Source organism: Streptomyces sp. TLI_185, assembly GCF_003814765.1.
In the GTDB taxonomy this organism is placed as follows: Bacteria; Actinomycetota; Actinomycetes; order Streptomycetales; family Streptomycetaceae; genus Streptomyces.
In genome coordinates this window covers 2,217,146-2,239,544 of sequence record NZ_RKRB01000001.1, presented here as the reverse complement: position 1 = coordinate 2,239,544, position 22,399 = coordinate 2,217,146, and the positions used below count along the sequence as shown (strand labels likewise).

Here is a 22,399-nt window from a genome sequence, read left to right as displayed (position 1 = left end):
GCGGTCGTTCGGTGAGCGATACCTGGATCGGCCAAGGAAGGCTGGTATGTCATGGCAACGAACCGTGAAGGCATCACACATGCTCCAGGGGCACTGCCACTCGTCGGGCATCTGTTGCCCTTGCTCCGGGACCCGCTGCAGTTCCTGAAAACCCTCCCCTCATACGGCGATCTGGTACAGATACGGTTAGGTCCGCAAAAGGCCGTAGTGGTCTGCCGACCCGAACTCGTCCAGGAAATGCTCCTGAACGACCGCGTCTACGACAAGGGCGGACCCATCATCGAGCGCGTCGGAAACGCGCTCGGGGACGGTATCGCCTCATGTCCGCACAGCGCTCACCGGCGACAGCGACGCAGTCTGCAGCCGGCCTTCACTCGTTCCTGCCTGCAGAAATATGCCGCCATCATGACCGAGCAGATAGACGCGCTCACGGTCGGCTGGAGCGATGGACGAGCCATCGATGCAGGCGCGGAGATGTATTCTCTCGCGAGTGGCACAATTGCTCGGACGTTGTTCACGGCCGACGCCGCGGGGCCCGCTGTGGAGACCGTCACGGAATGTCTTCCGGACATCTTCCGGGGCATCTACCAGCAGGCCGTCCTCCCGCCTTTGCTGCGCCGCCTGCCACTCCCCTCGAACGTGCGCTACGAGCGTGCTCGCGACCGGGCGTGGGCCGCGGTGAGCAAGACGATCAGTCTGTACCGGCAGGACGAGAAATCCCACGGCGATGTGCTGTCGATGCTCCTCGAGACCCGTGACGACGAGGGACGATCCCTGAGCGACGCCGAGATCCACGCTCAGATCATGACCCTGCTCGTCGCCGGCATCGACACCACTGCGGTGGCCCTTACGTGGGCTGCCCATCTCCTGTGCCAACACCCCGAACTCCAGGAGCGGTTGCGCGCCGAGACGGATGAGGTTCTCGGCACCCGAACGGCCACCTGGGACGATCTCCCCCGGCTCGACCTTGCACGCCGGGTCATCACCGAGACACTGCGCCTCTACCCGCCCGGATGGATCTTCACCCGGACGACCACCACCGAGGCCCGGCTGGCGGACGCCGTGATTCCGCCCGGAACCACGCTCGTCTACAGCGCATATCTCATGCACCACGACGCACGGTTCAATCCGCACCCCAGCAGCTTCGATCCCGACCGTTGGCTTCCGGAGCAGGAACACGTGCGCGGTGCCTTCATTCCGTTCGGCGGCGGCGCGCGCAAGTGCATCGGCGACAACTACGCGATGACCATGGCGACCTTGGCGCTGTCCACGATCGTGGCCCGCTGGCGGCTCTCGCACAACGACCTTCAACTGCCGCGCGTCGAACCCCGTATGACTCTGAACCCCGACAAGGTGCGTGTCCGGGTGGAGTGTCTGGAGAGGGGTGCCGTGGGCCGGTAGTCGTCGGAAAACCCGTTGGGCTCCTCCCTGCCCGTTGGCAGGATGCGGATCATGCCTTTCACCGCTCCCCCCGTCGTGCCCGCCGGAAGCCTCGCCGGCACCCCTCAGCCCGCGTTGTCCACCGGCGACGGCCTCCTCCTGCGCCCGTGGCGAGCGGCGGACGCCCCGGCCGTCCATGCCGCCTTCCAGGACCCGCTGATTCACCAGTGGCACGTCAGGTCGGCCGACTCCGTCGAGGAGGTCGCCGGCTGGATCGAGGAGTGGCAGAGGAGCTGGCGCGGGGAGCGGGATGCGCAGTGGGCCATCACCGACGCGGACACCGACCGCTTGCTGGGGCGGGTGGCGCTGCGCGACATCCGGCTCGACGAGGGTCTGGCCGCGATCGCCTACTGGACCGCGGCGGCGGCCCGTGGCAGGGGCGTCGCCGCCCGCGCCACGAACACCCTCACCCGCTGGGCTCTCGACGAGATCGGCCTCCATCGCCTGGAGCTGCTGCATGCCACCGCCAACGGGGCGTCCTGCCGGGTCGCCGCCAAGGCCGGCTTCCTCCTGGAGGGCACCAAGCGCAGTGCAGGCTGGCACCAGGACGGATGGCACGACATGCACCTGCACGCGCGCGTGCAGGGCGACTGACCGTACGCGCGCTTGCTGGGGGCCCGGGCTGGACGGCGGCCTTCTGAACAGTGGCATCACTCCGGGCCGCCGTCCGCCGGCGGTACGCCCGGTACGCGCCACCGGCCACCACCGTCGCCGCGAGGGACAGCACCGTGAACCACTGGAAATACCAGTGCCGGGGGCCCGGTGACCTGCGGTGATCCCGTCAAGGGGGCGCTGACCTGGGGCAACGTGTTCCGGTTGGTGCGTCGAGCCGGAACGTGTGCGCGTCCCGGAGAAGTGCAGATGAGCTACGGATGGTTCCGGTCGATTCCGGTCGTTGCTCGATGTCTGGGGTCCTGGCGGTGTCCAGCAGTTACTGCGACACGCGGAGGCGACCGTCAAAGGGCCGATCGGCCCTTTGAACGCACACACGCTGAGACGCGTACGTGGTACTGGGTGGATGCTCCAGCGGCATGCAGCTCAGGGGTAGCCGAGAGACTGCGCAAAGGCGCAGCGTGGAAGGGCGCCGAGTTTCACCAATGACTCTTGGTGATTTTCTCCGGTCAGTGAGGCACAGCGGAACGGAAAGATCATGACCGAGGTCATGTTCCTGCGTGGTGAACCGTGCGTCCGCTGCACTGGAGACACGCAGATGCCCAGCGAAACCGCGCACATGCTCTGCGAGGATCACTTCAGGGATGTCGCGGTCGTGCACTTCGCTCGCCGGAACCACCCGAACCCCGTGCAGGCGGCCACGTCGGCGATGGACGGTGGGCTCCGAGCCGTATCCGCACCCCTCGATGTAGGACTTCCGACCGTCAGCTGACCAGGTGTTTCAGGAAGTCGGTCACGAACTTCTCGACCTCTTCCTTCGTCGTGCTGTCCCGCACGTCGATGCGTGCGATGTGTTTGATCCCAGCGTTGCGCAGCAGACCCTCACGACTGTAATCATCCGAGCGCATCCCTTTGAAATAGGGGCCGTCGACTTCGATGCCCCCTGGCCTCCCCCGGTGGGTGATCAAGAGATCGGGCTCGACCGGTGCCTGCTTGAGAGCCTTCATCCTGGGGAGCGCGAGGATGCCGATGGTGTTGTTGTCCGGCAGGGCCGCCTGCCGCTCTTTGAGCACGGAAACTCGTCACGCCCGACAAGGGGCGCAGTACCTCGGGCCATTGAAGTCACTGGTGTTCACCGACGACAAAGGCAGGCCCATCCGTCGGTCAACTTGGTCGCGTGTCTGGAAGGCGGAAACCCGAGGGCGCCGAGCCGGAACGTGTGCGTGTCCCGGAGAAGTGCACCCTGCACAGCCTCCGGGACTTCTACGCCTCGTGCCTGATCAAGAAGAACGAGAACGTCAAGACCGTCCAGGTGAGCCTCGGCCACTCGAAGCCGAGCATCACGCTCGACAAGTACACCGGCCTCTGGCCGACTGGCGAGGACACCACGGCGGACGCTATTGAGTCGGTTCTGGGAGAGGTTCCTCAAGGGCCGGTTCCTGAGTCGAGTGCCCTCGTGGTGCCCTCACGGCCCGGTGCAGGAATCCGATCCCTACGGTGACCAGCAGGAACAACACCGTGAACCACTGGAAGTACCAGTGCCCGCCCGCCGGGTCGTACACAGCCGCCCTCGGCCAGGCCAGGTTGACCGTCATGAGGAGGCCGTAGAGGAGGGCGAGGGCGTTGACGGGGATGCCCCAGCGGCCGAGGGAGAAGAGCCGGCCGCCCGTCTCGTCGGTGCCTTCGGAGGTGAACTCGCCGCGCAGCCGGCGGATCAGGAGCGGGCCCGTGACCATCGCATACGCCAGGTACAGCATCACGATGCAGGTGGTGCCGATGGCCAGGAAGGCGTCCGGAGAGGCGAAGTTGAGCAGCAGGAGGGCTGCGGCTAGGACGCCGACGACGAGGGCGGGGGCGTTCGGCATGCCCGTGCTCGGGTTGACGCGGGCGAGGCGGCGAGAGAAAGGGAGTTGGCCGTCGCGGGCCATCGAGAACAGCATCCGGCAGGCCGCGGTCTGGATGGCGAGGGTGGCCACCGCGATCGCCACCACCACGTCGGCCAGCAGCACCTTTCCGAGGCCGTCGCCGAGGCGGCTGGTGAGGACGTAGCTCAGGCCGTCGACGCCCAGCCGGCCGTCGGTCAGGCTGGGCGCGGCGAGCAGGCCGCCCAGGATGACCAGGCCGCCGAGCAGGCCCGCGGCGCCGAGTGCGGTGAGGATCGTGCGGGGCGCCGTACGCCGGGGGTGGTGTGTCTCCTCGCTCATCTCACCCGCGCTGTCGAAGCCGATCATCACGTACGCCGCTGTGAAGGAACCCACGGCAAGCGCCCCGAACAGGCCGGAACTTGCGGCTCCCGTGGTGTGGAAGGTGATGCCGGGGGAGCGCGTCGAGTGGGTGAGCAGCAGCACGACGATCAGCACTGCACCGATGATCTCGGCGGTCACGCCGACCCGGTTGATCACGGACATCACCCGGTTGTCCACGATGTTCACGAGCGTGGTCAGCACCAGCAGGATCACTCCGAGGACCGCCGCGTTCGCCGCGCCGTCCTCCGACGTCACCGCCGGGTCGGTGCCCACGAGCTGGAAGCCCGTCCAGATCGCCGGCAGCACCATCTGCAGCGCCAGCGCCGCCGCCGCGACCACCACGATCTGTCCGATCACCATGATCCAGCCGGCGAACCAGCCGAAGGTGGGGTTCGAAAGACGCGAGGACCACTGGTAGATGGCGCCAGAGATCGGATACCGGGCGGCCAGCTCCGCGAAGCACGCGGCCACCAGCAGCTGCCCGACCAGCACCGCCGGCCAGGCCCAGAAGAAGACCGGGCCGCCGAACGCGTACCCGAAGGCGAAGAACTGGAAGACGGTCGTCAGGACGGAGATGAAGGAGAACCCGGCCGCGAAGGAGGCGTACCTGCCCAGGCTGCGGTGCAGTTCCTGGCGGTAGCCGAACTCCGCGAGGGAGCCGTCGTCGGGGGAGTGCGGAGGGTCGGGGCGTACGTCGGAGGGGGTGGTTGTCGTCACGGCGGCACCTGCCTTCGGCGCGGGAGCGGAGAGTGGTGCGAGGTTCCTGTCAGGCGACAGAAATTAGGGACGGGCTGTTTCGTGTGTGTCACGCCGTCATGTCCACGGCGGGCCCAAGTCCTCACGTCTTGCCATGCAGCCAGAAACGCGATACATCGTGTGTATTGACGCCCGGTCGAGGATCGCGATATGTTCGGTCACGGATATTCGTAAGCGAGGTGATTGGTCATGGCGATGAAGCGCCGCAAGCTCAGCAACCCGCTGGCGCTCGCCGTGATGGTCACGCTCTGGCAGAAGCCGATGCATCCGTACGAGATCGCCCAGACCCTGCGCCGACAGGGCAAGGACGTCAGCACGAAGATCAAGTACGGCTCGCTCTACACGGTCGTGCAGAACCTCCAGAAGCACGGCTTCGTCGAGGTCGCGGACGTCGAGCGGCAGGGCAACCGGCCCGAGCGCACGGTCTACGGGCTCACCGAGGCGGGGCGGGAAGAGATGGCCGACTGGCTGTCCGATCTGCTGGCCGTCCCGGCCAAGGAGTTCCCGATCTTCGAGACCGCCCTGTCGCTGCTCGGGGCCCTGCCTCCCGACGAGGTGGTGCGGCTGCTCCAGGAGCGGCTGCAGAACCTCGAGGTGGAGGCTGTGAGCGGGCGCGCCGCGCTGGAGAAGCTCTGCCAGACGCTCCCGCGGCTCTTCCTCGTCGAGGTCGAGTACCAGTTGCACATGGTCGAGGCGCAGGCGGAATGGGTCCGCGGTTTCCTGGAGGAGATCGAGAAGGGCTCGCTGCCGGGCGTTGACGGGTGGCGCCGCTTCCACGAAACGGGGGAGCTGCCACCGGAGTTCACCTGACGAAACAGACCCCGGCCGGGCTGTTGCAGCAGCTGGGCCGGGGTCTCGAACCCCGAACTGAATCCGCCGTGAAGCGGCTCCAGGCGATCGAGGTGCGGCACACCCAGGATAGCCCGGCGCTCTTCAAGCGGACGGATCAGTTGTCATCCGCTCATTCAGGAGAGCAGTCGTGAGTGCTACCCGTGCGCCCGCAGTGCAGGCGCGCCAGCTGATCAAGACCTACCCTGGTGAGGTCACCGCCCTGTGCGGCATGGACGTCACCGTCGAACCGGGCACCGTCTTCGGCCTCCTCGGGCCCAACGGCGCCGGCAAGTCCACCACCGTCAAGATCCTCACCACCCTCGCGAAGCCCGACTCGGGCACCGCCACCGTCGCCGGACACGACGTGCTGCGCCACCCGGACCGGGTGCGCCGCGCGATCGGCGTGGTCGCCCAGAGCTCCGGCGCCGATCCGGTCGCCACCGGCCGCGAGAACCTCCAACTCCAGGGCAGGCTCTACGGGTTGAAGGGCGCCGCCCTCGGCAGGCGGGTGGACGAGCTGCTCGACCGCTTCAGTCTCGCCGACGCCGCGAGGCGTCCGGTCAAGGGCTACTCCGGCGGTATGCGACGCCGACTCGACGTCGCGCTCGGTCTGGTGCACCGGCCCGAGGTGCTCTTCCTCGACGAACCCACCACCGGCCTGGATCCCGAGGCCCGCACCGCGATGTGGGACGAGATCGACCGGCTCGCAGGGGAGGAGGGTCTGACGATCCTGCTCACCACGCACTACCTCGAGGAGGCCGACCGGCTCGCCGAGCGCATCGCCATCGTCGACCGCGGCCGGGTCGTCGTCGAGGGCACCCCGGACTCTCTCAAGGGTGAACTGCGCGGCGACGCCGTCCACTTGGAGCTGCGGGAGGCGCTCGGAGAGGCCGGCCGTACGCTGCTCAAAGGCGCCCTCGGCGGTCTGCCCGGGATGCACGAGGTGCTGGTCGACGGGCGCCGCGTCAGCGTCCGCGCCGACGACGGGGCGGCCGCCGTACCCGCACTGCTCGGGGCGCTGGAGCGGGCCGGGGTGGGAGTCGCCGCCGCGACCGTCGCCCGACCCTCCCTCGACGACGTCTACCTCCGCTACGCCGGCCGCCGTTACTCCGAGGCCGATGCCGAAGCCACCGAGAACCTCGTCCTCGCCGGAGGTGCGCGATGAGCACGGCCGTCTCCCAGACCTGGTACATGACGCAGCGTCAGCTCATGGTGTTCACACGGCAGCCCGCGTACGCGGTCATCACCCTGATCCAGCCGGTGATCTGGCTGTTCCTGTTCGGCAACCTCTTCAAGAAGGTGGTCGAGCTGGGCGGCTTCGGGACGACCACGTACCTCGACTACCTCGTCCCGGGCGTGGTCGTGATGAGTGCGCTCAGCTCCAACATGTGGGCCGGGATGGGCACGCTGGAGGAGATCCAGCGGGGCACGCTCAACCGCTTCCTGACCACGCCGGTCAGCCGGGCCGCGCTGATGAACGGCAACGTCGTCAACAACGGCCTGGTCACCGCCTTCCAGTCGGTCGTCATCGTGCTGCTCGCCCTGGCTGGAGGCGCCGACTACCCGGGCGGCATCGGCGGCATCGCGATCCTGGTCCTCGCCTCCGTGCTGCTCGGCACCATCTTCGGGGCGCTGTCCAACGCGCTGGGCATGCTGGTGCAGGAGCGGGAGTCGATCATCGGCATCAACACCTTCCTGCTGCTGCCGCTGACGTTTCTTTCGAGTGCCTTCATGGCGCCGTCCCAGATGCCGTCCTGGATGCGGCACATCGCCGACTTCAACCCGCTCAACTGGGCGATGGTCGCTGGCCGTTCGGCACTGTCCGAGCACCCCGACTGGGGTGACGTGCTCAGTCGCGGCGGGGCGCTGCTGGCGTTCGCGGTGGCGGCGGTGTGGTTGTCGATCCGGACCTTCCGCTCGTACCAGCGGTCGGTGTGAGCGCCGCCCCGGTGTGACGGCAACAACGAAGGGGCGGCACCTCGCCGAGGTGTCGCCCCTTCGGACGTCTCACGCGGCGGACGCCGCGCTCTCCTGCTCCGCCTCGATACGCGCGTTCCACTCCCGCTTGGAGGCCTGCCAGCCGTCCTCGTTGTGACCGAGCCGCCAGTAACCGGAGATCGACAGGTCCTCGCGCGGGATCGCCAGGTCGCAGCGCAGCAGCTGGCGCAGCTCCTTCACGAAGTGCGCCTCGCCGTGCACGAAGGCGTGCATCCGGCCTTCCGGGAACCGCAGCGACCGTACGGCCTCGACCAGCGCCTCGCCGACGGGCCGGTCCCCGCGGTGCAGCCAGACGACCTCCACGTCGGAGTCGATCTTCTGCTCCTCCTCGGGGCCCGAGACCTCCACGAAGGCATGCGCCGTCGTGCCGTCCGGCAGCGACTCCAGGGAGCGGGCGATCGCGGGCAGGGCGCTCTCGTCGCCGACGAGCAGATGCCAATCGGCGCTGATGTCCGGGGCGTAGGCGCCACCGGGGCCCATGAAGTGCACGGTCTCGCCCGGCTGGACGCGCGCCGCCCAGGGGCCGGCCAGACCCTCGTCGCCGTGGATCACGAAGTCCAGCGCCAGCTCGCGGTGGACCGGATCCCAGGCCCGCACGGTGTACGTCCGGGTCACCGGCCACTGCTCGCGCGGAAGTTCCTCGCGGATGCGCTCCAGGTCGAAGGGCTCGGGATAGGCAACACCCTCGGCCGGCGGGAACAGCAGCTTCACATAGTGGTCGGTGCAGGTGTCCGCCGCGAACCCGGCCAGACCCTCACCACCGAGGACCACGCGCTGCATGTGCGGAGTCAGCCGTTCCGTGCGGACGACCTGCGCGGACTGGGCCTTCCGCGGCTTCCGTGCCGGGCGTTCTGCCATGGCGGCCTCCCTGTTCGCAAGCTTAGGTTTACCTAAGTTAGCACCTTCCCTCGGTTAACACCTCTCCCATGAAGGCTCGATGAGTGCGCGTCGCCGGAATCGTCACATCCCCAGCGTCGTCAGCAGACGCTGCAACGAGCCGCCCAGTCCCCAGCGGACCGCCAGCTCGTCCAGCGCCGCCGAGTCGCGCGGGGCGTGCGGCAGGGCCGTGTCCACGTCCGGCAGCGGGACGTCGTCCGCGACCTTCACCACCTTCGGGGCGACGGCGACGTAAGGCCGCGACTCGTCCAGGCGCTTGCGCTGCGACGGCGTGAGCTTCGCCTTCGGGTCCTCGACCGCGGCCATGATCCCGGCCAGGTCCCCGAACTCGGCGAGCAGCTTCGCGGCCGTCTTCTCACCGATGCCCGGCACGCCCGGCAGGCCGTCGCTCGGGTCGCCGCGCAGCAGCGCCAGATCCGCGTACCCCTTGCCGTCCACCCCATACTTCTCGCGCAGCCACGCCTCGTCGGTGAGCTGCAGCGTGCCGACGCCCTTGAGCGGGTAGAGCACGCGCACCCCGCGCGCGTCGTCCACCAGCTGGTACAGGTCGCGGTCGCCGGTGACGATGTCGACCGGGCCCTTCGCCCGCGCGGTGAACGTGCCGATCACGTCGTCCGCCTCGTACGGCTCGACGCCCACGCGCGCGATGCCGAGCGCGTCGAGGACCGCCTCGATGACCGGCACCTGAGGGGAGAGCGTGTCCGGCACCTCCTCCTCGTCCGGGCCCACCTCGTGCTCCTCGGCGACACGGTGCGCCTTGTAGGAGGGGATCAGGTCCACCCGCCATTGAGGGCGCCAGTCGGCGTCCATGCACGCCACCAGGTGGTCGGGGCGGTGGTCCTTGACCAGGCGGTCGATGAATTCGAGGAGCCCGCGCACGGCGTTCACCGGCGTGCCGTCCGGGGCCTTCACGGACTCCGGCACGCCGAAGTAGGCGCGGAAATAGAGCGAGGCGGTGTCGAGGAGCATCAGTCGTCCGGTCACGCCTCGCATCATGCCGTACGGGACTGACAGTCACGCGTCGGCGAGCAGCCACCGCCAGCGCGGGCGTTCCGTGACGAGGGTGGCGGCCACCAGGAGGGAGACCGGGACGGCCGCCCAGACGGGCCAGACCCACCACGCCGACACCAGGGCCGCGGCGAGCTGGAGCAGTACGAGCAGGATCGTGACCGGGCCCGGAACCGGCACGATCACGTGCGCCTTGTCACCCGCAGTGGAGAAGACGGTCGGCAGACCGATCAGCACCAGCACCGCGAGCACGGCGAGCGGCCAGGAGTGCGGCCACAGGGCCCAGGGCGTGGCGACCCAGGCCACCAGCTCCGTCGCGAAGCGCAGCACCGACGCACGTCTGTCGTCCGGTCGTTCCACAGCCGTCCCCCCCATACCGATGTGAAGCACCGGCGGTGATCCTACGCACTGGTTGTGAACTGAACCACTCCCGCGTTTGCCCTGGTCGGCCGGGGGCAGGCGCGCCCCCTGTCCCCCTGACCCCCCGAGACGAGAGGCGCGCGTGTCCTCCAGGCTTGAGGCCGAACATCTCTACAAGGTGTTCGGCAGACGACCCGACCATGCCGTCGAGCGGCTCCGACAGGGAGCCGACCGGGAGGAGCTGCGCGCCGACGGCACCACAGCCGCCGTGATCGACGCCTCCTTCACCGTGGAACCGGGCCAGATCTTCGTCGTCATGGGCCTGTCCGGCTCCGGCAAGTCCACGCTGCTGCGCATGCTCAACGGCCTGCTGGAGCCGACCGCGGGACAGGTCCGCTTCGACGGCCAGGACCTGACCGCGCTCGGCGACCGCGAACTGCGCGCGGTCCGCGCGAGGAAGATCAGCATGGTCTTCCAGCACTTCGCGCTGTTCCCGCACCGCAGCGTCCTCGAGAACGCCGCCTACGGCCTGGCCGTGCAGGGCGTGCCCCGCGCCGAGCGCGAGCAGCGCGCCGGCGAGGCGCTGGCCCTGTGTGGACTGGCCGGCTGGGAGAAGTCCTGGCCCGACGAGCTCTCCGGCGGTATGCAGCAGCGCGTCGGCCTCGCCCGCGCCCTCGCCACCGACGCCGACCTGCTGCTGATGGACGAGTCGTTCAGCGCCCTGGACCCGCTCATCCGCCGCGACATGCAGGACCAGCTGCTCGAACTGCAGCGGAGCCTGAAGAAAACCATCGTCTTCATCACCCACGACCTCAACGAGGCCATGCGTCTGGGCGACAGCATCGCCGTCATGCGTGACGGCCGCATCGTCCAGACCGGCACTGCCGAGGACATCCTCGTCCGCCCGGCCAACGACTACGTTGCTTCCTTCATCCAGGACGTCGACCGTTCCCGCGTCCTGACCGCGTCCGCCGTCATGGACGAGGACGTTCGCGGCGACGAGGCCGACTGCCGCTGCGAGACCGCGACGCCCGACACGCCGATTGCCGAACTCTGCGCGATCAGCGCCCGGTTGACGCACCCGGTCGCCGTCCTCGACGCGAAACGGGGGCTTGTCGGTGTCGTACGCAGACAGCGCCTCGTCGGCTTCCTCGGCGACGAGCAGGGCGAACCCGCGCTGTGCGACTCCCCTCGCGACCAGGGCGGCGAGAAGGTGATCGCCAGTGCCTAGGATTCCGTTCGGCGACTGGGTCAACAGCACGGTCGACTGGCTGCTCGACCACATGGCCTGGCTGTTCGACTTCTTCAAGACCGTCTTCGAGGGCTCCTTCGACGGTATCGACGCCGTCCTGCAGGCACCGCACCCTCTGCTGCTCGCGGGCATCTTCGCAGTGATCGCGCTCTGGCTGCGCGGCGTGGTCGCGGGTGTGCTGACCTTTGTCGGATTCGCGTTCGTCGACTCCCTCGAACTGTGGGACCACGCGATGATGACGCTGTCACTCGTCCTCGTCGCGACGATAATCGCCCTGGTCGTCGCAGTGCCGGTCGGCATCTGGGCGGCCCGCTCGGACCGGGTCAGCGCCCTCGTGCGGCCTGTCCTCGACTTCATGCAGACGCTGCCCGCGATGATCTACCTCATCCCGGCCATCCTCTTCTTCGGTTCGGGAGCCCCCGCCGGCATCGTCGCGACCCTGATCTTCGCCCTGGCCCCCGGCGTCCGCATGACGGAGCTGGGCATCCGTCAGGTCGACAAGGAACTGGTCGAGGCCGCCGACGCGTTCGGCACCACCCCGCGCGAGACCCTGCTGCGTATCCAGCTCCCGCTCGCACTTCCCACGATCATGGCCGGCGTCAACCAGGTCATCATGCTGGGCCTGTCCATGGCGGCCATCGCGGGCATGGTCGGCGCCGACGGACTGGGCGCCGACGTGAACGAGGCCCTCGGCCAGCTCAACGTCGGCCTCGGCTCCGAGGCCGGCATCTCCATCGTGATCCTGGCGATCTACCTCGACCGCATGACCAGCGCCCTGGGCACCCAGGCGTCCCCGACGGGCCGTCGGGCCCTCGCCAAGCTGCGCGCCGACCACGGCGTGACGATCTGGAACTTCCGCCCGCGTCCCGCGGTCGCGGTCATCGGAGTCGTCGTTCTCGCGCTGGTCGCGGGCGGCATGGGCATCTTCGGCGGCTCGAACGGCGTGACCGCTGCCTCGAACGCGACGAACGTCGGCCAGGGCAAGAAGATCACCATCGGCTACATCCCCTGGGACGAGGGCGTCGCCTCCACCTTCCTGTGGAAGGAGGTCCTTGAGCAGCGCGGCTTCGACGTCGAGGCAAAGCAGCTCGAAGCGGGCCCGCTCTACACCTCGCTCGCCTCGGGTCAGCTCGACTTCCAGACGGATGCCTGGCTGCCGACCACGCACGCCGAGTACTGGAAGAAGTACGGCAGCAAGCTCGACGACCTCGGCTCCTGGTACGGGCAGACGTCCCTGGAGCTGACCGTGCCGTCGTACATGAAGGACGTCAACTCCCTCGCCGACCTCAAGGGCAAGGCCTCCGAGTTCGACGGCAAGATCACCGGCATCGAGTCCAGCGCCGGCATGATGAGCCTGCTCAAGAGCAAGGTCCTCAAGGAGTACGGCCTCGACGGGGAGTACAAGGTCGTCGACAGCTCCACGCCCGCCATGCTGGCCCAGCTGAAGCGCGCGTACTCCAAGAAGGAGCCGATCGTGGTGACTCTGTGGTCGCCGCACTGGGCGTACAGCGACTATGACCTGAAGAAGCTCAAGGACCCGAAGGGCGCCTGGGGCAAGGGCGACGGCGTGCACACGCTGGCCCGCAAGGGCTTCGCGGCGGACAACCCCACCGTCGGCAAGTGGCTGAAGAACTTCAGGATGAGCGAGAAGCAGCTCACCAGCCTCGAGTCCGAGATCAACAAGGTGGGCAAGGGCAAGCAGCAGGATGCCGTGCGCGCCTGGCTGAAGAAGAACCCCGGCGTCGTCGACAAGCTTGCCCCCGTCGCCGGCGGCTCGGGCCCGACCCCCGCCGAGGCCAAGCGGACCGTCAACGTGGCCTGGTTCCCCTGGGACGAGGACATCGCCGTCACGTACCTCTGGAAGAACGTCCTGGAGCGGCGCGGCTACAAGCTGCACCTCAAGCAGATGGACGTCGGCCCGGTCTACACCGGCCTCGCCTCCGGTGACCTCGACGTCAACTTCGACGCGTGGCTGCCGTACGCGCAGCAGAACTACTGGGACAAGAACAAGGACAGACTCAAGGACCTCGGCACCTGGTACCAGCCGACCTCGCTGGAGGTCGCCGTGCCCTCGTACGTCAAGGGCGTGAAGTCCTACGACGACCTCAAGGGCAAGGCGAGCACCTTCGGCGGGAAGATCATGGGCATCGAGCCGGGCACCGGTGAGATGAACCTCCTCAAGACGAAGGTTCTGCCGGGCTACGGCCTGGACAAGGAGTACAAGGTCGTCGACGGCTCCACCCCGGCGATGCTGGCCGAGCTCAAGCGGGCTTATGCCAAGAAGGAGCCCGTTGCCGTGGTGCTGTGGTCGCCGCACTGGGCGTACAGCCGCTACGACCTGACCAAGCTGAAGGACGACAAGAAGCTCTTCGGCGAGGGCAACACGATCCGCACCATCACCAACGAGAAGTTCCCCGGGCAGTACCCGCAGCTCACCAAGTGGATCAAGGGCTTCCACATGAGCGAGGCGGAGCTCGGCAGCCTTGAGGCCGAGATCAACAAGCGCGGCCAGGGCCATGAGGAGGAGGCCGTCGCCGCCTGGGCCAAGGAGCACCCGGACGTGGTCGGCCGGATGACACCTCAGTAGGCCCGACGACACTCCGGTAGGGGAGCACGCGCGCGTGGGCGGTCCGTTTCGCGACGGGCCGCCTATGCGCGCGTGAAGGGCGTACGAAAAGGATCCGGCCAACCACGTAGGGCTATGTCATCACCCAAGCCTCACCGTCCTCCCCGCCGGAAGTGCCGACCGCACATGCACCGCGCCGCGCACCCCGGCCGTCCGTGCCGAAGGCACCCCGGACATCACCTCGATGCATGGCGACACCATCGAACTGACCAGCCATGACCGGCCGGACCGCGACACGCAACGCCAACTGGGCGCTGCCCCGCCGACGTCGGAAACCGGCGGCCGTACGCCCGGGATCCCGGCACCGGACCGGCCGACCGGAAGGCGATCCGCACCTCCGGAGAGCGCCGCGCCCGCGCCGACCGCCCACGGCCCCCGCGACCGGCCCGGACCGCCCTGAGGCCCTGCTGGTCAGCGGCTTCGTCCCGAAGGAGGAATCCGCGCCCGGGGAGTCCGGAGAGCTCATCCGCGGGCCAGAGTTGGCGAATTGACCGCACGCAGTGTTTACGGGGATGTGACGGGCGCATGAAACGGTTTGCCGAACCTGCGTAAGGTGCAGAGAAACCTCATCCGAAGTGCTGCCCCGGACGCCGGTGCACGGCACACGGAACCGCGCCATACGGACCACGAGCGAAGGAGGGAGCCGGAGCGATGGGCGACCACAAAGACGACCACAAGGATCAGCCCCTGCGAGTGGGCGCGGCCGTGCGGCGACGCCGTCGGGCGCTGCAGCTCACCCTCGCCGTCGTGGCCGAGCGCAGCGGCCTGTCGGTTCCGTTCCTGAGCCAGGTCGAGAACGATCGGGCGCGGCCCAGCAGAACGTCCCTCGAGAAGGTCGCCGACGCCCTGCGCACCACCGCCGTGGAACTCCTCGCCGCCGCCGACCCCGCGTGCAGCGTCGATGTCGTGCGCGCCGAACCAGAGCCGGCGGCCGAACCGCGGGCGCGTTCCCTGGTGCGGGGGCACCACCAGATGCACGCCTCGGAGTTCACCGGGGACCATGACGCGGGCCGCGAATTCCAGTACCGCAACGACCAGTTGATGTACGTCGCCGACGGCGCGGTGGAGATCGAGGCCGAGGGGCGGGCCTACCGGCTCGGCCGCGGCGACACGCTGTACCTGACCGGCGGCGTACGCCACCGGTGGCGGGCGACCGTGTCGGACACGCGCGTGGTCGTCGTCGCGGTGGCCGAGCACGTCGAGGCGGTCCAGAACCGGTCGCGGTAGTGCCGGTGCGTGTCGTCTCCCTCGTCCCGTCGCTGACGGAGGCGGTCGCGGTGTCGGTACCGGGGGCCCTGGTCGGCGCGACCGACTGGTGCACGCACCCCGCGGACCTGGACGTCCCCCGCATCGGCGGAACCAAGAACCCGAAACTCGACCGCATCCTCGCGCTCGCCCCCGACCTGGTGGTGGCCAATGCGGAGGAGAACCGCGAACCCGACCTGGCGGCGCTGCGCGCGGCGGGCGTCGAGGTCCTGGTGACGGTGGTATGTGACATACCACAGGCGTTTGCGGAGCTCGCCCGGGTGCTGGAGGCCTGCGGCGCGAAGTCCCGCCCCCGCTGGCTCGACGAGGCCGAGACGGCCTGGTCCCGCCTGCCGCGCCCCGAGCACCGTACGACGGCCGTGGTCCCGATCTGGCGCCGCCCCTGGATGGTCCTGGGCCGGGACACCTTCGCGGGCGACGTGCTGTCCCGCCTCGGCGTCGACCACCTCTACGCCACCCACCCCGACCGCTACCCCCGCATCCCGCTCGACGAGTTGCGGGCGGCCGCCCCGGACGTGGTCGTACTGCCGGACGAGCCGTACCGCTTCACGGCCGACGACGGCCCGGAGGCGTTCCCGGGGCTGAAGTGCGCACTGGTCAGCGGACGTCATCTGACCTGGTACGGGCCGTCGTTGACCGAGGCGCCGCGGGTGCTGGGCGAGGCGCTGAGAAGCGCTCCGCGGGATGTGCGGTGAACTGTCTGCGGGTGCGTCGTGGCTGGTCGCGCCCGCGCGGCGGAGACGCGTATCCACGCAGCCCCGTGCCCCTTCAGGGCGCGGCCGCAGTATCGACATGCGGCTCCGCCGCGCGGCAGCGGACTTCGCCCGAACCGCTCGGCAGCACTCCGCCGACCAGACCACGAGCCGTGTGCAGGGCGGCCGTGCCCCAGGCGGCGACGAGCAGGACGTACAGCCCGACCGCGAGCCAGTCGTACACGACGAGCCCGGTGTGCCGGGCGAGCGCCTCGGCGCCCGTGACACACGTCCCGACCGGGAAGGTGAACGCCCACCACGTCATCGCGAAGCCCATGCCCTGCCGCCGCGCCCGCACCACATGCGCGGCGGCGAACACCAGCCAGAGCAGTGCGAAGCCCATGACGGGCACGCCGTACAGGACGGCGAGGATGCCGAAACCCTCGCTGTACGGCGCCGGTACGACCCCCGGTGCGACGTCCGCGAACTTGCCGACCGCGGTGGTGGACTGCCCCAGCGGCCCGAGCACCAGGAACAGAGTCGGGGTCAGGACGAGGGGCAGCGGACCGCCGGTGATCAGCCGACCGAAGATCACCGGCAGCATCAGCAGGGTCGCGAGGAGACTGAGCCCGAACATCGCGAAGCAGGCGAACAGGAGTGTCTCCCGGGGCTGCCCGGCAGGCAGGTGCGGCACGAGAAGCGGCCCGAGCGCCGCGGACACCATGGGCGCGACGACAGGCAGCAGCCACACCGGCGTGGCCTGCTCCGGCTCGACCTTGTGTCGTACGGCCATCAGGTACGGGACGGCGACGGCAGCCGCGAGCCCCACCGCCGTCCCGGCGGTGAACAGCACGGCGTCGAGAACGAGCGCGCCGTCCGGTCCGATCCAGTACCGGCCGACGGTGACGGCGCCGCCGCCGACGGCCAGCAGGGCCATGGCGAGACACCCGTAGAACGGTGCCGTCGCCGGGTCGAGGAGGTGGGCGCGGGCCTGGTCGCGGTGGTGCCTCCAGTGCAGGGCGCGGGCGGTCAGCAGAGCGAGCAGGAGGCCGAGTGAGAGGGCCCACACGGCTGCGCAGGCGGTGCGCAGGACGGGGACGTGGAGGGGGAGCGCCGACCCTGCGGTGGCGACGATGGCGGTGCCCATGACGGTGGCGTACCAGTTGGGCCCGAGATGACGGACGGCCGTGGCGCGCGGGGGGCGTGCGGTGGCACGCGGAAGGGGCTGGGCTGCTGTGACCATGGCATTCACTGTCTCGCTGCCGGTCCCCTGCAACCAGGGAGCATGTCTCTATGAGGGCATAAGCTGGAGTTATGAGTAACAGGGAGGAGCCGCCGGCCGTCGTGGTCCCGCTGGCGCATCGGGTGCCTGATCTCGGGGCGCTGGAATTGCTGCTGGCGGTGGCGCGGCTCGGCAGTCTGGGCGGGGCCGCGCGGGAGGTGGGGATCACGCAGCCGGCGGCGAGCAGCCGGATCCGGTCCATGGAACGGCAGTTGGGTGTGGCCCTCGTCGACCGTTCACCGCGCGGCTCCCGCCTCACGGACGCCGGTGCGCTGGTCACGGACTGGGCGCGGCGGATCGTCGAGGCGGCGGAGGCCTTCGACGTGGGGGCGCAGGCGCTGCGGGACCGGCGGGACTCCCGGTTGCGGGTGGCGGCGAGCATGACCATCGCCGAATACCTGCTCCCCGGCTGGCTGTTGGCGCTGCGCGCCCAGCGTCCCGACACGGCGGTGTCCCTGCTTGCGGGCAACTCGGCGGCGGTGGGAGAGCGGTTGCTGTCGGGCGAGGCGGACCTGGGTTTTGTGGAGGGGGTCAGTGTGCCGCCGGGCCTGGACTCGACGGTGATCGCCCACGACCGGCTGATCGTGGTGACGGCACCGGGACATGCGTGGGCCCGCCGCCGGCGACCGCTGGAGGCCTCGGAGCTGGCGGCGACGCCCCTGATTCTGCGGGAGAAGGGTTCAGGGACCCGGCAGGTCCTGGATGCGGCGCTGGGCGGGTTGGCGCGGCCGCTGATCGAACTGTCGTCGACGACTGCGGTGAAGGCTGCGGCGGTCAGTGGGGCGGGGCCGGCGGTGCTGAGTGAGCTGGCGGTGGGGGAGGAGCTTGGGATGCGGCGCCTGGTGTCGGTGCCGGTCGACGGCGTCGCGCTGGCCAGGGATCTGCGGGCGGTGTGGCCGACGGGGCATCGGCCGGTGGGGCCGGCACGGGAGCTGTTGTCGCTGACCCGGGGGTAACGTTTTTTCCTCGCCCCCGCCGCCCCTTCCCGTCCCGTCCCTGGGGGCTGCCGCCCCCAGACCCCCGCTTTCGGCCTGAACGGCCTCGTCCTCAAACGCCGGACGGGCTGAAAACTCAGCCCCTCCGGCGTTTGAGGAGCGGGGGTCCGGGGGCTGGCCCCCGGGTCGGGACGGGTAGGGGCGGCGGGGGCGAAAACCCTTGGCGGGCGGGGGGCGCCGGACCGCACCATGAACCGCATGACCACCCCCGCCCCGCCCGCCGCAGGCGTCCGCACACCCTGGGACGCACTCCCGGCCACCGTGCGCAACGCCGTCGCAGACGTGCTCGGCGGGACCCCCGTCGTCCACGCCGTCACCCAGCCCGGCGGCTTCTCCCCAGGCACAGCCGCCCGCATCCGGACCGCCGACGGCCGCCGCGCCTTCGTCAAGGCGGTGAGCGCGGACACCAACCCGCACAGCCCCACCCTGCACCGCACCGAGGCCCGCCACACCGCCGCCCTCCCGCACACCGTCCCCGCACCCCGCCTCCTCGGCACCTATGACGACGGCACCTGGGTCGCCCTGGTCCTGGAGGAGATCCCCGGCCGCCAGCCCCATGTCCCCTGGCGGAAGCGGGAGTTGCAGCGCGTCCTCGACGCCGTGGCAGAACTCGGCCGTATTCTCACCCCGTCCCCGGTGGATGCACCGGCCGTGGCCGAAGCGCTCGCCGACGACTTCTCCGGCTGGCAGCGGTTGCGGGCACAGCCGGAGCACGAGGTCCGCGGACGCCTCGACGCCTGGACTCTCGCCCAACTGCCCCGCCTCGCCGACATTGCCGCGGACTGGACCCGGGCTGCGTCCGGCGACACCCTCGCCCACGCCGACCTGCGCGCCGACAACATGCTGCTCACCGCCGAGGACCGGGTCGTCTTCGTCGACTGGCCGCACGCGGTGCGCGCCGCACCCTGGTTCGACCTGCTGGTCATGCTGCCGTGTGTACGGGCCCAGGGCGGTCCGGACCCGGAGCAGGTGTTCACGGCGCATCCGCTGGGCCGTGACGCGGATCCGGTAGGCGTCACCGCCGCGCTCGCGGCTCTGGCCGGGTTCTTCATGGAGAAGTCCCTGCTGCCGGCTCCGCCCGGCCTTCCCACCCTGCGTGCCTTCCAGCGCGCCCAGGGCGACGCCGCCCTCGCCTGGCTCAGGAGACGGCTGAGGACCTCGTAGCCGAAGCAGCCGCCTCCACCAGCGCCCGCATCACCCGCAGGTCGTCGCCCATCTCCGGATGCCACTGCACGCCCAGCACCCAGCCGTCCGCGGGCGGCAGTTCCAGCGCCTCCACCGTCCCGTCCGCCGCGTGGGCCGAAGGGATCAGGCCGGTGCCGAGGTGGTCGACGGCCTGGTGGTGATACGTCGGTACGGACGTCTCCTCGGGCACGGCGGCGGCGTACCGCGTGCCGGGCACCGGCTTGACCGGGTGGTCGCCGAAGACGCCGACGACCTCGGCGTGGCCGTCGATGTGCTGGACGAGCGTGCCGCCCAGGGCGACGTTCAGGAGCTGCATGCCCCGGCAGATGCCCAGCAGGGGGACTCGGGCGGCCAGGGCCGCATCGATCAGCGCCAGTTCCCAGGCGTCCCGGGCACGGGCCGGTGGGCCCGTCCGCGGATGGGGCTCCGCGCCGTAATGGACCGGCTCGACGTCCGGACCGCCCGCGATCACCAGACCGTCGAGACGCGCGACGGTCGCGGAGGCGTGCTCCGGCGCGTCCGGCGGCAGCATCACGGCCAGCCCGCCCGCCCGCTGCACCAGCCGCGGATAGCCGACCGGCAGCAGCGCGGCCTCCAGCTCCCACACGCCCCAGCGTGCCCCGGCCTCCAGATACGTACTGATGCCGATCAGTGGCCCGTCCGCCATGCGTCCTCCCGGTCCGGCAAAGGATTGTATTCGTACCTTTGGTGACAGGGCCTCTCGAAGGCAAGGCCTCCACAGCCCCGGCCCCTCACGCCAGGAACCCTCTGAGCAGCGCCGCCGTCCCCGCACAGTGCTCCCGCATCATCTCCCGCGCCCCGTCCGAGTCCCCGTCCAGGACCGCCTCCACCAGCGCGACGTGCTGCCGCTGCGAGTGCTCCAGGTTGCGGACGAGGAGCGGAATGCAGTCGAGCAGGTCGTTCACCGTCGCCCGGACCGCCGCGTACTGCGCGGTCAGCGTCGGAGATCCGCAGAGCTCGGCCAGCGTCAGATGCAGCATCGTGTCCAGACGCCGGTAGTCGGCGAGCGGTGCGTCGCCCGTGCGGGCCAGGGCCTCGCGCAGCCGGTCCGCCTGCTCCCTGCCCAGGCCGTGCGTCGCGCACAGCCCCGCCGCCCCGACCTCCAGGACCTCCCGGAAACGCAGGACGTCCTCGATGTCGACCTCGGCGATGCGGCGCCGCAGCTCGTCCTCGCCGCCCGCGTCCGTGCGCGGCAGGACGAACGTGCCGCCGTAGCGCCCGCGCCGGGACTCCACCAGACCCTGGTCCTGCAGCACCTTCAGCACCTCGCGCAGTGTCACCCGGCTGATCCCGAGCCGCTCCGCCAGCTCCCGCTCGGCCGGCAGCCGGTCGCCGCCCGGCACCAGACCCAGCCGTACGACCTGCAGAATCTGCTCCAGTGCCTCCTCGAAGCCGTTGCCCGCCCGCACCGGCCGCAGTACCGGTGTCAACCGGTCCTCCAGGCTGCCGTCCGGATCCAGCGACATCCCGCCGCACCCCCTTCCCAAGCAATGGTTCTCCGCAATACCTTATGGCTTCCGGCCCGGTCGAAAAAGCGTCAGCAGCCGAAGGAGCTCTCCCGTGGCAGACCGCACACCCCCGCTCAGCGTCGAGGAACTGCATGCCCTCGTCGCGAGCGGTGAGATCGACACTGTCGTCCTGGCCTTCCCCGACATGCAAGGGCGGCTCCAGGGCAAGCGGTTCGCCGCACGTTTCTTCCTCGACGAGGTCCTCCACCACGGCACCGAGGGCTGCAACTACCTCCTCGCCGTCGACACCGAGATGAACACGGTCGACGGATACGCGATGTCCTCCTGGGAGCGCGGCTACGGCGACTTCGCCATGCACCCGGACCTGCGCACCCTGCGCCGGGTGCCCTGGAACGCCGGTACGGCCATGCTGATCGCCGACCTCGCCTGGAACGACGGCTCGCCCGTGGTCGCCGCCCCGCGCCAGATCCTCCGCCGCCAGCTGGAGCGCCTCGCCGAGCACGGCTTCACCGCCCAGGTCGGCACCGAGCTCGAGTTCATCGTCTTCAAGGACACCTATGAACAGGCATGGGACGCAAACTACCGAGGGCTGACACCGGCGAACCAGTACAACATCGACTACTCGGTCCTCGGGACCGGGCGGATCGAGCCCCTGCTCCGCCGTATCCGCAATGAAATGGCGGGCGCCGGCCTCACCGTCGAGTCCGCCAAGGGCGAGTGCAACCCCGGCCAGCACGAGATCGCCTTCCGCTACGACGACGCCCTCGTCACCTGCGACCAGCACGCGATCTACAAGACCGGCACCAAGGAGATCGCCGCCCAGGAGGGCGTGTCGATCACCTTCATGGCCAAGTACAACGAGCGGGAGGGCAACTCCTGCCACATCCACCTCTCCCTCGCGGACGCGGCCGGCAACAACGCCATGGCGGGCTCCTCCGACGACCCCGGCGGCATGTCGGACGTCATGCGGTACTTCCTCGCCGGACAGCTCGCCGCCCTGCGGGACTTCTCGCTCCTGTACGCCCCCAACATCAACTCCTACAAGCGGTTCCAGCCGGGCTCCTTCGCCCCGACCGCCGTCGCCTGGGGCCACGACAACCGCACCTGCGCCCTGCGGGTCGTAGGCCACGGCCGCTCGATGCGCTTCGAGAACCGGCTGCCCGGCGGTGACGTCAACCCGCATCTCGCCGTCGCCGGGCTGGTGGCGGCCGGACTGTACGGCATCGAGCAGAAGCTGGAGCTGCCCGAGCCCTGCCCGGGGAACGCGTACACCGCCGAGTACGAGCACGTCCCGACCACCCTGCGCGAGGCCGCCGAGCTCTGGGAGAACAGCCCGATCGCCAAGGCCGCCTTCGGCGACGAGGTCGTCGCGCACTACCGCAACATGGCGCGCGTCGAGCTCGAGGCCTTCGACGCCGCGGTGACCGACTGGGAGCTGCGCCGCTCCTTCGAACGCATGTGAG

20 protein-coding genes are annotated in these 22,399 nt (G+C 69.7%); 12 read left to right on the top strand and 8 right to left on the bottom strand.

Going from position 1 to position 22,399, the window contains the following annotated elements; all coding sequences use genetic code 11:
* The first annotated feature begins 51 nt into the window (after nucleotides 1-51).
* Complete coding sequence (locus EDD92_RS10205) at nucleotides 52-1,401, top strand: cytochrome P450 (RefSeq protein ID WP_123964001.1); 1,350 nt, start codon at nucleotides 52-54, stop codon at nucleotides 1,399-1,401.
* A gap of 51 nt (nucleotides 1,402-1,452) precedes the next feature.
* Nucleotides 1,453-2,034: a GNAT family N-acetyltransferase gene (locus EDD92_RS10200; protein WP_123964000.1), complete on the top strand. Its 582-nt coding sequence runs from the start codon at nucleotides 1,453-1,455 to the stop codon at nucleotides 2,032-2,034.
* 782 nt (nucleotides 2,035-2,816) lie between these two features.
* Here the strand turns inward: EDD92_RS10200 and EDD92_RS10195 are convergent.
* Together EDD92_RS10195 and EDD92_RS10185 are read right to left on the bottom strand one after the other, a co-directional pair.
* Nucleotides 2,817-3,125 carry a hypothetical protein gene (locus tag EDD92_RS10195; protein WP_123963999.1) on the bottom strand — a complete coding sequence of 103 codons (309 nt, stop codon included), beginning with the start codon at nucleotides 3,123-3,125 and terminating at the stop codon, nucleotides 2,817-2,819.
* A 324-nt stretch (nucleotides 3,126-3,449) separates the two neighbouring features.
* Nucleotides 3,450-5,015 (bottom strand): amino acid permease, encoded by a 1,566-nt coding sequence (locus EDD92_RS10185; RefSeq protein ID WP_123963997.1) that lies wholly within the window; start codon nucleotides 5,013-5,015, stop codon nucleotides 3,450-3,452.
* Nucleotides 5,016-5,243: 228 nt separating this feature from the next.
* Between EDD92_RS10185 and EDD92_RS10180 the strand changes: the two genes are divergently transcribed.
* The 3 genes from EDD92_RS10180 (at nucleotide 5,244) to EDD92_RS10170 (ending at nucleotide 7,823) form a co-directional block, all read left to right on the top strand.
* A complete protein-coding gene (locus EDD92_RS10180; RefSeq protein ID WP_123963996.1) occupies nucleotides 5,244-5,864 on the top strand; it encodes a PadR family transcriptional regulator in 621 nt (206 codons plus the stop codon).
* A gap of 169 nt (nucleotides 5,865-6,033) precedes the next feature.
* Nucleotides 6,034-7,050: an ATP-binding cassette domain-containing protein gene (locus tag EDD92_RS10175; protein ID WP_123963995.1), complete on the top strand. Its 1,017-nt coding sequence runs from the start codon at nucleotides 6,034-6,036 to the stop codon at nucleotides 7,048-7,050.
* On the top strand, nucleotides 7,047-7,823 hold the full coding sequence (locus EDD92_RS10170) for an ABC transporter permease (RefSeq protein ID WP_123963994.1): 777 nt from the start codon (nucleotides 7,047-7,049) through the stop codon (nucleotides 7,821-7,823). Before EDD92_RS10175 ends, EDD92_RS10170 begins: the two co-directional genes overlap by 4 nt.
* Before the next feature lie 69 nt (nucleotides 7,824-7,892).
* Here EDD92_RS10170 and EDD92_RS10165 read toward each other — a convergent pair whose 3' ends face one another.
* From EDD92_RS10165 to EDD92_RS10155, 3 genes are all read right to left on the bottom strand, one after another.
* On the bottom strand, nucleotides 7,893-8,741 hold the full coding sequence (locus EDD92_RS10165) for a siderophore-interacting protein (RefSeq protein WP_123963993.1): 849 nt from the start codon (nucleotides 8,739-8,741) through the stop codon (nucleotides 7,893-7,895).
* Nucleotides 8,742-8,843: 102 nt separating this feature from the next.
* Nucleotides 8,844-9,773: a 5'-3' exonuclease gene (locus EDD92_RS10160; RefSeq protein WP_030945888.1), complete on the bottom strand. Its 930-nt coding sequence runs from the start codon at nucleotides 9,771-9,773 to the stop codon at nucleotides 8,844-8,846.
* A gap of 21 nt (nucleotides 9,774-9,794) precedes the next feature.
* Complete coding sequence (locus EDD92_RS10155) at nucleotides 9,795-10,148, bottom strand: hypothetical protein (RefSeq protein ID WP_260326449.1); 354 nt, start codon at nucleotides 10,146-10,148, stop codon at nucleotides 9,795-9,797.
* Between the two features lie 142 nt (nucleotides 10,149-10,290).
* Between EDD92_RS10155 and EDD92_RS10150 the strand changes: the two genes are divergently transcribed.
* The 4 genes from EDD92_RS10150 (at nucleotide 10,291) to EDD92_RS10135 (ending at nucleotide 15,987) form a co-directional block, all read left to right on the top strand.
* Complete coding sequence (locus tag EDD92_RS10150) at nucleotides 10,291-11,379, top strand: glycine betaine/L-proline ABC transporter ATP-binding protein (protein WP_123963992.1); 1,089 nt, start codon at nucleotides 10,291-10,293, stop codon at nucleotides 11,377-11,379.
* A complete protein-coding gene (locus tag EDD92_RS10145) occupies nucleotides 11,372-13,987 on the top strand; it encodes an ABC transporter permease/substrate binding protein (protein ID WP_123963991.1) in 2,616 nt (871 codons plus the stop codon). Before EDD92_RS10150 ends, EDD92_RS10145 begins: the two co-directional genes overlap by 8 nt.
* A gap of 690 nt (nucleotides 13,988-14,677) precedes the next feature.
* The gene (locus tag EDD92_RS10140) at nucleotides 14,678-15,253 is read left to right on the top strand and encodes a helix-turn-helix domain-containing protein (protein WP_123963990.1); all 576 of its coding nucleotides are present in this window, start codon (nucleotides 14,678-14,680) and stop codon (nucleotides 15,251-15,253) included.
* 5 nt (nucleotides 15,254-15,258) lie between these two features.
* A complete protein-coding gene (locus tag EDD92_RS10135) occupies nucleotides 15,259-15,987 on the top strand; it encodes a helical backbone metal receptor (protein WP_123963989.1) in 729 nt (242 codons plus the stop codon).
* A gap of 73 nt (nucleotides 15,988-16,060) precedes the next feature.
* Here the strand turns inward: EDD92_RS10135 and EDD92_RS10130 are convergent, their stop codons facing one another.
* A complete protein-coding gene (locus EDD92_RS10130; protein WP_123963988.1) occupies nucleotides 16,061-17,227 on the bottom strand; it encodes a TDT family transporter in 1,167 nt (388 codons plus the stop codon).
* Nucleotides 17,228-17,298: 71 nt separating this feature from the next.
* Between EDD92_RS10130 and EDD92_RS10125 the strand changes: the two genes are divergently transcribed.
* Nucleotides 17,299-18,222: a LysR family transcriptional regulator gene (locus EDD92_RS10125; RefSeq protein WP_123963987.1), complete on the top strand. Its 924-nt coding sequence runs from the start codon at nucleotides 17,299-17,301 to the stop codon at nucleotides 18,220-18,222.
* 237 nt (nucleotides 18,223-18,459) lie between these two features.
* Entirely contained in the window at nucleotides 18,460-19,425 is a 966-nt protein-coding gene (locus tag EDD92_RS10120) for an aminoglycoside phosphotransferase family protein (RefSeq protein ID WP_123963986.1), read from the top strand.
* Here EDD92_RS10120 and EDD92_RS10115 read toward each other — a convergent pair.
* Together EDD92_RS10115 and EDD92_RS10110 are read right to left on the bottom strand one after the other, a co-directional pair.
* Nucleotides 19,400-20,113 (bottom strand): gamma-glutamyl-gamma-aminobutyrate hydrolase family protein, encoded by a 714-nt coding sequence (locus tag EDD92_RS10115; RefSeq protein ID WP_123963985.1) that lies wholly within the window; start codon nucleotides 20,111-20,113, stop codon nucleotides 19,400-19,402. The genes EDD92_RS10120 and EDD92_RS10115 overlap by 26 nt on opposite strands.
* 85 nt (nucleotides 20,114-20,198) lie before the next feature.
* A complete protein-coding gene (locus tag EDD92_RS10110; RefSeq protein ID WP_123963984.1) occupies nucleotides 20,199-20,933 on the bottom strand; it encodes a FadR/GntR family transcriptional regulator in 735 nt (244 codons plus the stop codon).
* Nucleotides 20,934-21,027: 94 nt separating this feature from the next.
* On the opposite strand from EDD92_RS10110, the gene EDD92_RS10105 reads away from it, so the two are divergent.
* Nucleotides 21,028-22,398: a glutamine synthetase family protein gene (locus EDD92_RS10105; RefSeq protein ID WP_123963983.1), complete on the top strand. Its 1,371-nt coding sequence runs from the start codon at nucleotides 21,028-21,030 to the stop codon at nucleotides 22,396-22,398.
* Nucleotide 22,399: the final 1 nt, after the last annotated feature.